Annotated in this window: 11 protein-coding genes; 7 read left to right on the top strand and 4 right to left on the bottom strand. The window is 64.4% G+C overall.

The window, feature by feature from the left end:
* On the top strand, positions 1-1,839 hold the full coding sequence (gene glmS / locus Q376_RS0114690) for a glutamine--fructose-6-phosphate transaminase (isomerizing) (RefSeq protein WP_027350941.1): 1,839 nt from the start codon (positions 1-3) through the stop codon (positions 1,837-1,839).
* A gap of 164 nt (positions 1,840-2,003) precedes the next feature.
* On the top strand, positions 2,004-3,008 hold the full coding sequence (locus Q376_RS0114695) for an ornithine carbamoyltransferase (protein ID WP_027350942.1): 1,005 nt from the start codon (positions 2,004-2,006) through the stop codon (positions 3,006-3,008).
* 324 nt (positions 3,009-3,332) lie between these two features.
* Here the strand turns inward: Q376_RS0114695 and ypfJ are convergent, their stop codons facing one another.
* The 3 genes from ypfJ to mltA form a co-directional block, all read right to left on the bottom strand.
* Entirely contained in the window at positions 3,333-4,211 is an 879-nt protein-coding gene (ypfJ, locus tag Q376_RS0114700) for a KPN_02809 family neutral zinc metallopeptidase (RefSeq protein WP_027350943.1), read from the bottom strand.
* Between the two features lie 81 nt (positions 4,212-4,292).
* A complete protein-coding gene (locus tag Q376_RS22870) occupies positions 4,293-4,934 on the bottom strand; it encodes a YitT family protein (RefSeq protein ID WP_052365340.1) in 642 nt (213 codons plus the stop codon).
* Between the two features lie 342 nt (positions 4,935-5,276).
* Entirely contained in the window at positions 5,277-6,458 is a 1,182-nt protein-coding gene (gene mltA, locus Q376_RS22875) for a murein transglycosylase A (protein ID WP_245598970.1), read from the bottom strand.
* A gap of 181 nt (positions 6,459-6,639) precedes the next feature.
* On the opposite strand from mltA, the gene Q376_RS0114715 reads away from it, so the two are divergent.
* Positions 6,640-7,524 carry a DUF72 domain-containing protein gene (locus Q376_RS0114715; RefSeq protein ID WP_027350944.1) on the top strand — a complete coding sequence of 295 codons (885 nt, stop codon included), beginning with the start codon at positions 6,640-6,642 and terminating at the stop codon, positions 7,522-7,524.
* 121 nt (positions 7,525-7,645) lie between these two features.
* Here the strand turns inward: Q376_RS0114715 and Q376_RS0114720 are convergent, their stop codons facing one another.
* The gene (locus Q376_RS0114720) at positions 7,646-7,828 is read right to left on the bottom strand and encodes a hypothetical protein (RefSeq protein WP_027350945.1); all 183 of its coding nucleotides are present in this window, start codon (positions 7,826-7,828) and stop codon (positions 7,646-7,648) included.
* Between the two features lie 469 nt (positions 7,829-8,297).
* Here Q376_RS0114720 and uvrD point away from each other — a divergent pair, with 469 nt between their 5' ends.
* The 4 genes from uvrD (at position 8,298) to Q376_RS0114740 (ending at position 12,906) form a co-directional block, all read left to right on the top strand.
* Positions 8,298-10,547, top strand: a complete 2,250-nt coding sequence (uvrD, locus tag Q376_RS0114725; protein WP_043448164.1) for a DNA helicase II — start codon at positions 8,298-8,300, stop codon at positions 10,545-10,547.
* 136 nt (positions 10,548-10,683) lie between these two features.
* Positions 10,684-11,412, top strand: coding sequence for a phosphate signaling complex protein PhoU (gene phoU / locus Q376_RS0114730; RefSeq protein ID WP_027350947.1), 729 nt, complete (start codon positions 10,684-10,686; stop codon positions 11,410-11,412).
* A gap of 64 nt (positions 11,413-11,476) precedes the next feature.
* A complete protein-coding gene (cysZ, locus tag Q376_RS22880) occupies positions 11,477-12,220 on the top strand; it encodes a sulfate transporter CysZ (protein WP_043448097.1) in 744 nt (247 codons plus the stop codon).
* Positions 12,221-12,318: 98 nt separating this feature from the next.
* A complete protein-coding gene (locus Q376_RS0114740; RefSeq protein ID WP_027350948.1) occupies positions 12,319-12,906 on the top strand; it encodes a BPSL1445 family SYLF domain-containing lipoprotein in 588 nt (195 codons plus the stop codon).
* The last annotated feature ends 239 nt before the right edge of the window (positions 12,907-13,145 follow it).

A 13,145-nucleotide genomic window follows, 5' to 3' on the forward strand; every position in this document is an offset into this window, starting at 1 on the left:
ATGTGCGGGATCGTTGGAGCGATTGCTTGCCGGCAGGTGCAGGGTATCCTGCTCGAAGGGCTCAAGCGGCTCGAGTATCGCGGCTACGATAGCGCTGGCATGGCGACGCTCGATGACCAAAGCGCGCTTGCACGCCGGCGGGCGGTGGGCAAGGTCGCCGCGTTGGAAGCCGAGCTCGCCAGGGCACCGCTCTCCGGACGCTGCGGGATCGCCCATACCCGCTGGGCGACCCACGGACGGCCGACGGTGGAGAATGCCCATCCGCACTTCTCCAACGGCCGCCTGGCGGTGGTGCACAACGGCATCATCGAGAACTTCGAGCCGCTGCGCGTGGAACTCGAAGCCGACGGCTACCGTTTCTCCTCCGAGACCGACACCGAGGTGATCGCGCACCTGATCGATCGCGAATTCTCTCGCCTGGGTGATCTTTTCGCCGCGGTCGAACGGGTGATCGCGCGGCTCGATGGTGCCTATGCGATCGCGGTCATGCACCGTGACCAGGGCGAGCGGATCATCGGCGCGCGCAAGGGCAGCCCGCTGGTGGTCGGGGTCGGCATCGATGAAATCTTCCTCGCCTCCGATCCGCTGGCGCTGTTGCAGGTCACCGATCGCTTCATCTACCTGCACGAGGGCGATGTGGTACAGCTCTGCCGCGGCGGTGCGCTCGAGATCCACGACCGTACCGGGCAGCCGGTCGAGCGCGCGGTGGTCACCTACGAGCACGGCGATGGCGCGGCGAGCAAGGGACGCTTTCGCCACTTCATGCAAAAAGAGATCTTCGAGCAGTCGGAGGTGATCGCTGCCACGCTCGAAGGGCGCCTTGCTTCGGACCATGCGCTGTCACGCGCCTTCGGCGCCACCGCCGAGGAGCTGTTCGAGCGGATAGAGGCGATTCACATCGTGGCCTGCGGCACCAGCTATCACGCCGGAATGGTCGCCCGCTACTGGCTCGAGAAGCTCGCCGGCATCCCGACTCAGGTCGAGGTCGCCTCCGAATACCGCTACCGCGAAGTGGTGGTGCCGCGCAACACGCTGTTCGTCACCCTGTCGCAGTCCGGTGAGACCGCCGACACCCTCGCCGCGCTGCGCCATGCCCAGGGGCGCGGTGACTATCTGGGCAGCCTTGCGATCTGCAACGTCGCCGGCAGTTCGCTGGTGCGTGAGTCGCAGCTTTCGCTTCTGACCCTCGCCGGCCCCGAGATCGGCGTTGCCTCGACCAAGGCGTTCACCACCCAGCTTACCGCCCTCATGCTGCTCGCGCTGTCGCTGCGCCGGGTTCGCCAGGGCGACGACCCGGTCGCCGCTGGGCTGGTCGAAGCGCTGCGCGGATTGCCCCGGGTGATCGCTCGTACGCTTAAGCTCGACGCCACCATCGAGCGGCTCGCCTCCGCCTTCGGCGAAAAGCAGCATGCACTGTTCCTAGGCCGCGGCACGCAGTTCCCGATCGCCCTGGAAGGCGCGCTGAAGCTCAAGGAGATCTCCTACATCCATGCCGAGGCCTATCCCGCCGGCGAGCTCAAGCACGGCCCGCTGGCGCTGGTGGACGGCGACATGCCGGTGGTTGCGGTAGCGCCCAACGACGAGCTGCTCGAGAAGCTCAAATCGAACCTCCAGGAGGTGCGCACCCGCGGCGGCCAGCTGTTCGTCTTCGCCGACGAAGCCTCAGGGATTCGCGAAAGCGAAGGCGTCACCGTGATCGCACTGCCCGCAGTCGACGAACTGCTCGCCCCGATCGTCTACACCCTGCCGCTGCAACTGCTCGCCTACCACGTCGCCGTGCTGCGCGGCACGGACGTCGACCAGCCGCGTAACCTGGCCAAGAGCGTTACGGTGGAGTGAGGTAAGGAACCCAGGCGGTATCGAGTCCTTGACCCGCCTGCCGTGGCACGATGGGTCAGGCGCTTCGCTTGGCTCGCGGTTCCTGCTATGGTCGGGGATTCTCTTGGTGACGAACGAGGCAGCCAATCGCTGCGATCGTTCGCTATTTTCATGGAAACAGCGTCATGGCCTTCAACCTCAAAAACCGCCATCTTCTAAGTCTCATGCACCATGACAGGCGTGAGATCGAGTTCCTGGTCGACCTGTCCATCGATCTCAAGCGCGCCAAGTACGCCGGGCTCGAGAACCAGCGCCTGATCGGCAAGAACATCGCGCTGATCTTCGAGAAGACCTCCACCCGCACCCGCTGCGCTTTCGAGGTGGCGGCGCGCGACCAAGGCGCCGGGGTCACCTACATCGAGCCTTCCTCGTCGCAGATCGGGCACAAGGAGTCGATCAAGGACACCGCGCGGGTGCTCGGGCGGATGTTCGATGCGATCGAATACCGCGGCGCCGAGCAGTCGACCGTCGAGGAGCTGGCCCGCTATGCCGGCGTGCCGGTGTTCAACGGGCTGACCGCGCAGTTCCATCCGACCCAGATGCTCGCCGATGTGATGACCATGCGCGAGCACTGCGACAAGCCGCTTAGGCAGATCAGCTATGCCTACCTGGGTGACGCGCGCTACAACATGGGCAGGTCGCTTCTGATGATTGGCGCCAAGCTCGGCATGGACGTACGCATCGGCGCGCCGCGCGAGCTCTGGCCGGACGAGGAGTTCGTCGATCAGTGCCGTGGCTTTGCCGAGTCGAGCGGTGCAAGGATCACGCTCACCGAGGAGGCGAAGGCGGCGGTGGACGGGGTCGATTTCATCCATACCGACATCTGGGTCTCGATGGGCGAGCCGGTCGAGGCCTGGGACGAGCGCATCGCGCTGCTCTCACCCTATCGGGTCGATACCGCGATGATGGCCGCGGCCAACAATCCTGCGGTCAAGTTCATGCACTGCCTGCCCGCCTTTCACAATACCGAGACCGCGATCGGCCGGCAGGTCGCCGAGCGCTATCCCGAGCTCGCCGATGGCATCGAAGTCACCGAGGCGGTGTTCGAGTCACCGGCCAACGTCGCCTTCGACCAGGCGGAGAACAGGCTGCACACGATCAAGGCAGTGATGGTCGCCTCGCTCGGTTGAGTAAACCCGTTCGTCCCGAGCGTGAGGAACGATCGAGGGATGGAGCGGCGGCGGTGAGGCCGTGGTTCGACTCGGCTCGTTCCTCGCCGGCTCACCACGAACGGATCGATAAATCCGTTCGTCCCGAGCGTGAGGAACGATCGAGGGATGAAGCGGCGGCGGTGGGGCCGTGGTTCGACTCGGCTCGTTCCTCGCCGGCTCACCACGAATGGATCGATAAATCCGTTCGTCCCGAGTGTGCGGAACGAACGATCGAGGGACATGGCTTGCCACTAACGGTGTTGAAACGTGCGCCAAGGCGCTGAGCGGCGGTGCCGGCCTCATTCAAATCGCGTCGGCGCTGAAGGTATCGCACTGGTCGATGTCGCCGGCGCTGAAGCCGCGCTGGAACCAGGCGACGCGCTGGGCGGAGCTGCCGTGGGTGAAGGCGTCGGGTACTACCTGGCCTTGGGTTTCGCGCTGTAGGCGGTCGTCGCCGATCGCGCTGGCGGCGTTGAGCGCTTCTTCCACGTCGCCGCTCTCGAGCCAGGCGTGGCGAGCCTGGGCGCGGTTGGCCCAAACCCCGGCGAAGCAGTCGGCCTGTAGCTCCTGTCGTACCGAGAGACCGTTGGCGCCTTCCATCGGCGCACCGCTCTGGCTCAGCTGCTGCACCCGCTGCGAGATACCCAGCTGGTTCTGGACGTGGTGACCGACCTCGTGGGCGATCACGTAGGCCTGGGCGAAGTCGCCGGCGGCGGAGAAGCGCTGGGCCATTTCATCGAAGAAGGAGAGATCGAGATAGACCTGGTCGTCGCCCGGGCAGTAGAACGGGCCGACCGCCGATGAGGCGAAGCCGCAGGCGGAGTCGACGCCGCCGTTGAACAGCACCAGCCGTGGATCGCTGTAGCGTTCGCCGCGCTCGTCGAAGAGCTGCTGCCAGGTATCCTCGGTATCGCCGAGAATCGCCCTGACGAAGTCGATCTGCTGCGTCTGTTCGGGATCGTCGACCTGCTGCTGGGTCGGCGGGCTCTGTTCGTAGCCCTCCTGGCCGACCAATTGGCCCAGCAGTTGGAGCGGATCCTGTCCAAGCAGCATGCCCACCACCAGCACGATGGCAACGCCGCCAAGGCTCAGCCCTTTGCCCCCGATCGGCAGGCGCCTGCCCGATCCCGCGCTGCGTCGATCCTCGACGTTGTCGCTACGACGACCCTTGTCCCACTTCATCGGCGTCCACTCCGGATGGCTACTCAACTTGAGCTGAGTTTAACAGGCTTGGAGCAAAACGCCGTTTCCACCCTTTAGCGATCAGGCGCGTGCGCGCTCGAGCCGCTGCTGCTCGCTCCGTGCCGGTGCCTTGCTGGTCGACTGCTTGCGGTGATGATGGGCCAGAACCACGGCCAGCACCGCGAAGGCGAGCAGCGAGAAGACGATCTCCGAGGGGCTATAGACCAGTATCGCGATGGCGACCAGGGCGAGATCCCAGCAGGCCGTGGTGCGTGCGGCATGCCAGCCGCGGCTGCGTTCTAGATGCAGGGCGAGGATGTTGATGCCCCCGAGCGAGGCGTTTTCGCGAAACATCATCGCCAGTCCCACACCCAGCAGCAGCCCGGCGGCGATGGCCGCGATCGGCAGGCTGATGTCACCGAGCGGCAGCCAATCGTTGAATGCCTTGATCAGCAGCGACAGCAGGGTGACGCAGGCAAGGGTGCGCAAGGTGAAGGCGCGGCCCAGGGAGCGCCAGCCGAGCAGATAGAACGGCAGGTTGATGATGAAGAACAGCAGCGCGAAGTCGAGCGCGGTGACCCGTTCGAGCAGCAGGCCGAGGCCGGCTGTGCTGCTCATCAGCATGCCGCCCGACTGCAGCAGATGGATGCCGAGCGCACTGAGCAGGCAGCCCTGGAACAGGGTGAAACAGGATCGCCAGCGGGGCGAAAGTGGATTCAACATGGTCGTGATCTCCCGAAGGGTAGTCGGGGATGGAAGTCACGCAGCGGGATGGCGCTGCGAACCTTGCCGGCCTGGACACTTTTGGTGCAGTGGACGGCGAATGACGCTCCGTGGCGATGCTCCGGGGTGGGGAAGTCGGTTCGCGTGGATCGTCGTTTCGAGCTCGAAGGCGATGCCTGGCGGGGGCTCAATGACGTAATGATAGCCGAAACATGATTGAAAAAGCGTAGGCCGGCGAGAGAAAGAACCGGACCCGGAAGCCTCCGGGTCCGGCTTCGTCACGAGGACGGGCCAAGGCATGCGACTATTGAGCAATCAACTTAGGCAAGTTCCGTGCCAGCCTCAGCGAGCGTTGGGCATGAGCACCCACAGCTGGCCATTTTGTTTCATCCGCCCAGCGCTCTCGCCGGCGCTGTCGCCGCGTCCCCAGAAGAAGTCGGCACGCACTGCGCCCTTGATCGCGCTACCGGTGTCCTGGGCCACCATCAGCCGCTGCAGCGGCTCGCTGGTATAGGGACGGGTGGTGGAGAGGAACACCGGCGCGCCCAGCGGGATCTTGCTCGGATCGACTGCGATGCTGCGCTCCGCGGTCAGCGGCACGCCCAGCGCACCGATCGGGCCGAGCTGAGGATCGGCATACTCAGGCGGCAGTTCGCGGAAGTAGATGTAGCGAGGATTGACGTTGAGCATCTGCTCGACCTGCTGGGGGTGCGACTTGGCCCAGGCACGGATGCCTGGCATCGTCGCCTGGGCGGGGGTGATCTGGCGGCGATCGAGCAGCCAGCGGCTGAACGAATTGAACGCTCGCTCGTTGGTACCGGCGAAGCCAACACGCATCACGGTACCGTCGTCGAGCTCGATCAGTCCCGATCCCTGGATTTGCAGATAGGCCGCCTCCACCGGGTCGTCGACCCACACCAGCTCATGGCCTTTGAGTACGCCGCTGCCGAGCAGCGTTGCGCGCGGCTGGGTGAGCTGCGCCTTGCTGAGCCCGGTGGGCAGGCGGTGCAAGGGAACCTGGTAAGGGCCGTGTCGGGTGCGGGAGCCGCGCAGGATCGGCTCGTAGTAGCCCGTGATAGTACCGGTGGTGGAGCCGTCGTCGTTGACCACGGCATAGGGAACGAAGTTGGTTTCGAAGAAGCGCTGGATCGCACGGCTATCCAGCGGGTCGATGCTCTCGGAGCTCCGGCAGACCCGCTGCCAGGTGGATTTTCTGACCAGCGCGAGGCAGCTCGAGCGAAATGCGCTCCACGCCGAAAGCGCGTTATCCTGCGACCAGCCTGGCAGTCCATGCCAGTCCGAGGCTTCAAGGCGGGTCTGCTGGGGGTCCGGCGGGACCGGCAGGCTCGGCGCCGCCCCGGGCGAGCTGATCACTACCGGTGTGTCCGGCTGTATCGAGGTGGTGCCGCAGGCACCGAGCAGGCCGAGCGCTCCCAGGCCGAGCAGCGCAATGCAGGCGCGACGCAGTGGTATGGAAAGCGACAGTCGGTAGCGCATTCCGGTGCGAAGACGGCGAATGGACATCAGCAGGTTATCCACGAAACGAGAGACCTCTACTTGCCAAAGCGCGTGGCGAAACGGCCATGACCTCGGGAAATTCATGCCGGTAGCGAAAGGCGTGCGGCGTGGGCCGCCAAGATAGTAGTGCACAGCGACGGGGGCACGAAAGCCCGTCATCGGTCGGTACAGCATCGGGGCAGCGAGGATGGTGAACGAAAAAGAGGGCAGATTGCACCTGGGGCTCGCGATGTGGGCCAATCCGGACTGGCGCGGTACGCTCTATGGCCCGCATGCGCCAATGAACGAAAGCCTGGCCGACTATGCGACGGCGTTTTCCGCGGTGGAAGGCAACACCACCTTCTACAGCGGTGCGCCCAAGGCCGAAACCGTGGCCGCTTGGGCGACGCTTGCACCGAGGGAGTTTCGCTTCTGTTTCAAGCTGCCGTCGCGGCTCACCCATGAGCGCCGGTTGGACGGCATCGAGTCGGAGTTCGAGGCGTTCGTCGCACAGCTATCGCCTCTGGGAGAACGTCTAGGCCCCATCATGGTGCAGTTGCCGCGCAATTTTGGCGGTGACGAACTCGACAAGCTCGCCCGTTTGCTCGAACGCTGGCCCAAAGGGGTGGGCTGTGCGGTGGAGCCGCGGGATCCAGCGATGTTCGCCAAAGGTGAGGTGGAAAAAGAGTTCAATCAATTGTTGATAACTCACGGCGCCGATCGCGTCATGCTCGATGTCAGAGCACTGTTCTCTACCCCTGCCGATGCCGCGCCATCGCTCGCCAAGGCCCAGAGTGAAAAGCCGAAACGTCCATTACACGTGATCTCCACGGCGAATGCGCCGATCGTGCGCTTCATCGGCCATGCCGACATGCAGCGCAACGCGGACTATTTCACCCCTTGGGTCGAACGTCTGAACCTGTGGATAAATCAGGGGAAAACACCTTTTTTATTTGTGCATACACCCGACAATAAAGCAGCGCCATGGCTCGCCCGGCAGTGCTATCAGCGGATCCTCGATGCTTCCAGTAATCCGTCGGAGTGGCCCGCGCCCGCGGCTTTTCCAGGCGAGCGGCAGAACGCGTTGTTCTGAGTGTTTCATCCGCTGTTTGCCTCTCGATCGGCCCTCTCGATCAGACCCATCTGAGGCGAACAAAGCGCCGGTTGGACGGCGCTTTGACCCTGCTCTCAAGACTGACTCGCGAGTGGGAAGATCAGTAGAGGTCGCTATCCTGGGCGAGCCGTCTTCGCTCCCAGTGGCGTTCGATGCCCTGGCGGGCGTTGCGGTATCGATATTCGGCGAGTTGACGACGCTTGCTCTGAGCGAGCGCCTCGAGGGTGAGGAAGGTGTTGAGCAGACGATTTTCTACCACATTCTTGGACGACTTACGGCGCATTCGCTGACTCCTTGATGCAAAGAGAGCTGTGCTGGACTCTGCCTCAAAAAGTGCCGTACCGGATGACTCCGCGCTGGAAGCGTCCCAGTGTCGGGGGATTCGCGTCGAGGGAATCGCGAAGCGGGCGCCATCGCGAAGCCCATGCCGCGCTTGGACGCTCTTGCCGTTGCCATCAGCCGCTCGGCGACGATTCGGACCTAGCCCAAGTCCTGCCAGTGAGGTGATACGTCGGCGCTATGACAGCCTGATGACCAAGCGCGTGCATCGACCCTCGGGAATTAACATAGCAAATGTCGGGCCAGGATTGGAACGATATTGGAACATTGTGATCCTGCCCCTGTCCGAGCTCTAGGCTGGTCGTTCGCTTCGATGCCTTCGTCGGTCGCTCTTCCGATAGCTGCCGGTCGGGGCGGTGGCGAGGGCTGTGATAGACTTTCCGTCCATTCAAGACCTGTATCGGGTGCCCTTCGTGACTCTCCAACACCCTCTTCTCGATTCGCTCAACGAGGCTCAGCGCGAGGCCGTGAGCGCACCGCAGGGCAACCTGCTGGTGCTTGCCGGTGCCGGCTCGGGCAAGACCCGGGTGCTGGTTCATCGAATTGCCTGGATGCTCGAGGAGGAGGGGCTGTCGCCGTTCTCCATCCTGGCGGTGACCTTCACCAACAAGGCGGCGCGGGAGATGCGCACCCGGCTGGATGCGCTGCTCAGCCTGCCGCCGCGGGGCATGTGGGTGGGCACTTTCCACTCCATCTCCCACCGGCTGTTGCGCACCCACTGGCACGACGCCCGGCTGGTCGAACACTTCCAGATCATCGACAGCGATGACCAGCTTCGCCTGGTCAAGCGGCTGCTCAAGGATCACAGCATCGACGACGAGCGCTTCCCGCCGCGCCAGGTCGCGAACTTCATCTCCGGTTGCAAGGAAGAGGGGCTGCGTCCTGCTCAGGTCGATGCTGCGGGCGATCCCTACCTTGGCCAGATGGTCGATCTCTACGAGCTCTATCAGCTCGCTTGCGAGCGCGCGGGCCTGGTCGATTTCGGCGAGCTGCTGCTGCGTTCGCTCGAGCTGTTGCGCGACAATCCGCACCTGCTCGAACACTACCGCGAGCGCTTCGGCCACATCCTGGTCGACGAGTTCCAGGACACCAACACCCTGCAGTACGCTTGGCTCAAGCAGCTTGCCGGCGATCGCGCGCGGCTTACCGTGGTCGGCGACGACGATCAGTCGATCTACGGCTGGCGCGGGGCCAAGGTCGAGAATCTGGCGCGTTTTCGTGATGAGTTCGCCGATACCAGGGTGGTACGCCTCGAGCGCAACTATCGCTCCACCGAGGCGATCCTCGAGGCGGCCAACTCGCTGATCCGGAACAACGCCGGGAGGATGGGCAAGGAGCTTTGGACCGACGTCGGCGAGGGCGAGAAGATCTCGCTCTACGCCGGGTTCAACGATCTCGACGAGGCACGCTTCATCGTCGATACCATCGGTCGGGCGGTGCGCGAGGGACATGCGCGTCGCGACATCGCGATCCTCTATCGCTCCAACGCCCAGTCACGGGTGCTCGAGGAGGCGCTGATCCGCGCCGGCATGCCCTATCGGATCTACGGTGGCCACCGGTTCTACGAACGACTCGAGATCAAGAACGCCCTCGGCTATCTGCGCCTGATGGTGACACGCGATGATGACGCGGCGCTCGAGCGAGTGATCAACGTGCCGACCCGTGGGATCGGCACCAAGAGCGTCGAGCAGCTGCGCGCGCATGCCCGTGACGAGGGCATGTCGCTATGGGAGGCGCTGCACGACGCGGTGGCGCGCAGGCTGATCGGAGGCCGTGCGGCCAGTGCGCTGTCGTCCTTCGCCGACCTGATCGACCAGCTCGACAATGATACCTCTGGATTGCCGCTCGATGAGCTGATCGATCACGTGATCGAGGCCACCGGATTGATCGACTACCACCGTGCCGAGAAGGGCGAAAAGGGCCAGGCCCGGGTCGAGAACCTCGAGGAGCTGGTGAGTGCTGCGCGCGCTTTCGCCCAGGGGCAGAGCGGCGTTCGCGGCACCGACCCCTTCGAGCCGGAAGGCGAGGCGGCCGGTGAGGCGACGCTTGGGCGTTTCCTTGCCGATGCCGCGCTCGATGCCGGCGAGCACGAAGCGGACGAGTTCGAGGATGCGGTGCAGATGATGACGCTGCACTCGGCCAAGGGGCTCGAGTTCCCGCTGGTGTTCATCGCCGGCGTCGAGGAGGGGCTCTTCCCCCATCGGATGTCGGTCGAGGAGCCGGGGCGTCTCGAAGAGGAGCGCAGGTTGTGCTATGTCGGTATCACGCGGGCGATGACGAAGCTCTATCTGACCTATGCTGAGATGCGCCGGCTGCACGGCAAGGAGACTTACCAGCGGCCCTCGCGTTTCATCCGCGAGCTGCCCGCCGGGCTGGTCGAGGAGGTTCGCCTGCGCGGCCAGGTCTCTCGTCCGCTCGCCGAGCGCGCGGGGTTCAGCGCATCGCGGCCGCCGCGTCCTGCCCGGGGGCTCGTGCGCCAGTCCCAGGTCGAGGGGGGCGGTGCGAGTCTCTCGCTCGGCCAGCGGGTGCGCCATCCGACGTTCGGCGAGGGCGTGATCCTCGATGCCGAGGGGCAGGGCGATCGCGCCCGGGTCCAGGTCGGCTTCGAGGACCACGGCGACAAGTGGCTGGTGCTCGGCTTCGCCAAGCTCGAGCCGCTATGAGGTTCATCGAACCGTCACCAAACGCAGTCATACTCGAATGACGCATGTGGCCAGCTCCGAGCCGACTTCAACGGCGCGACCCATTGGGTAGGAGGAGCTGCTGCGTCACACCTTCGATTCGTTTCGGGAGAGCCCCATGGACATTTCCAGCGAACAACATAGCCAGCACATCTCCCGCCAGTTCAACCAGGAGCTCGAGGGACTCAAGACCCATCTGATGGCGATGGGCGGCCTGGTCGAGAAACAGATCCTCGACGCGCTCACCGCACTGCTCGACGGCAATGGCGAGCTCGCCGAGGACGTGCGCCGCTTCGACCATGAAGTCAACGAGATGCAGCTGCAGCTCGATGACGAGTGCACCCATATCCTCGCCCGCCGCCAGCCCGCCGCCTCCGACCTGCGCTTGGTGCTGGCGGTGATCCGTGCCGCCTCCGACCTCGAGCGAATGGGTGACGAAGCGGACAAGATCGCTCGCCACGCCCTGGCGTTGATGGGGGGGCAGCACAATGACCGCGGTTTCGTCGAAATCCGCCGGGTCGGCGCGATGGTGCGGGACATGGTGCGCAACGCGCTGACCGCTTTCGCCCGCTTCGATACCAAGCTCGCGCTCGAAGTGCGTCGCGCCGACACCGAGGTCGACAATGAGTACAAGAGCGCGCTGCGTTCGCTGGTCACCTTCATGATGGAGGACCCGGCCTCGATCTCCGGAGTACTCGACGTGCTCTGGGTGCTGCGTGCGCTCGAGCGGATCGGCGACCATGCCGACAACCTCGCCGAATCGGTGATCTATCTGGTCAAGGGCCTCGACCTGCGCCACACTCATCTGCGCGATCTCGACGAGAAGGATCTCGACGATATTGGTTGAACACTTCTCTTCTCGACGACGACGCGGCGCCTTTCCGGCGCCGCGTCGTTTTTTGGAGTGCCCCATGCTCGAAGGCTTGAATGCCCTGCGCCTCGGTATCCGTCTGGTGCTCTCTGCGGGACTTCGCCGCTACGTGATCGTGCCGGTGCTCATCAACCTGGTGCTCTACGCGATCACCATCACTTTGCTGGTGCGCGGTTTCTCCTCGTGGATGGATCAATGGATGGCGCTGGTGCCCAGCTGGCTCGGCTGGCTCGACTGGTTGATCGTCCCGCTGCTCGCGATCGCGCTGCTGATCCCTGCGTTTTTCACCTTCACCCTGATGGTCAACCTGATCGCCTCGCCCTTCTATGGTTTTCTCGCCGAAGCCGTGGAGCGGCGGCTCGGCGGCGGCAGCGAGGATTCACGCAGTCTCGGACGCCAGGCCATCGACAGCTTCAAGCGAGAACTGCACAAGCTCACCTACATCCTGCCGCGCATGGCGCTGCTGTTCGCCGCCGGCTTCGTGCCGGGGCTCAATCTGTTCACGCCGTTTCTCTGGATGCTGTTCTCGGCCTGGTGCATGGCGATCCAGTATCTCGACTATGCGATGGACAACCACGGGGTGAGCTTTCCACGCATGCGCGGGCTGCTGGCTGCGGGCTGGTGGCGAACGCTCGGTTTCGGCGCTGCGGTGAGCCTGACGGTATGGATTCCGCTGCTGAACCTGGTGGTGATGCCCGGTGCGGTGGCCGCCGGTGCGGTGATGTGGCAGAGAAGCTATGCGGCCCTGAATGCCGAGGGGCGATCTTTGCGGGTCAAAGATTAACGAACTATAAGTTCTTGGTTCGTCGCGCATCGGAGAGCTGCGCGGCCCAGGCGGTACCGGCGCGAGGTCTCAGCGTCCATTTTCAGGGAGAAGAAAAGATGCGAAACAAGGAACATTGGCTGCGTCGTACCGGTGCGCTCACGCTCGCCGCGCTGCTTGCGGGCGGCGCGCTGGCCGGTTGCACCACCACCACGCCCCAGGATCGCAGCGATGCGATGACCCAGCAGCGACAGATCGACAACGACGTCCAGCAGGCCCTCGAGCGGCTCTATCGGGCCTCGCCCGAGGCTCGCGAGCTGGTCTCCAGGGCCAAGGGGGTGCTGGTGTTTCCTGGGGTGATCGGTGCCAGCTTCGTGGTCGGTGCCGAGCACGGCGACGGCGCCTTGCTGATCGGCAACCAGACCTCGGGCTACTACACCACCACTGCCGGCTCGATCGGGTTCCAGGCCGGCGCCCAGTCGCGGGCGATCATCTACCTGTTCATGACCGATCAGGCACTGCGTGACTTCACCAGCAGCAACGGCTGGACCGTCGGGGCCGATGCCAGCGTGGCGGTGGCCGACGTCGGTGCGAGTGGCAACATCAATACCAACACCATGCAGCAGCCGATCATCGGATTCGTGATGAACAACGCGGGAATCCAGGCCGGCGTTTCGCTGCAAGGCGCGAAGATCAGCCCGCGCTGAGCGTGCGAGGGCTTGGTTCGACAAGCTTCCGCGCATTCCGAGCTTGTCGAGGGGCTTGCATGACGGAATCGAGGGATAGGAAACCCCCGGCGCTCGGCGAAGGACTCGAGCAGCGTTGAAAGGACGCTGAGACATTCTTCGCCAGCGCTGTCCTGCCCTTCGCGCAGGCACTATGATCAGCACGGGCATCGACTTGTCGCCCCGTGCTCTCCACCCTGAACGCTGGCCCACATCCGCTG

The sequence above is a fragment of the Halotalea alkalilenta DSM 17697 genome (assembly GCF_000621205.1).
GTDB classification, from domain to species: domain Bacteria; phylum Pseudomonadota; class Gammaproteobacteria; order Pseudomonadales; family Halomonadaceae; genus Halotalea; species Halotalea alkalilenta.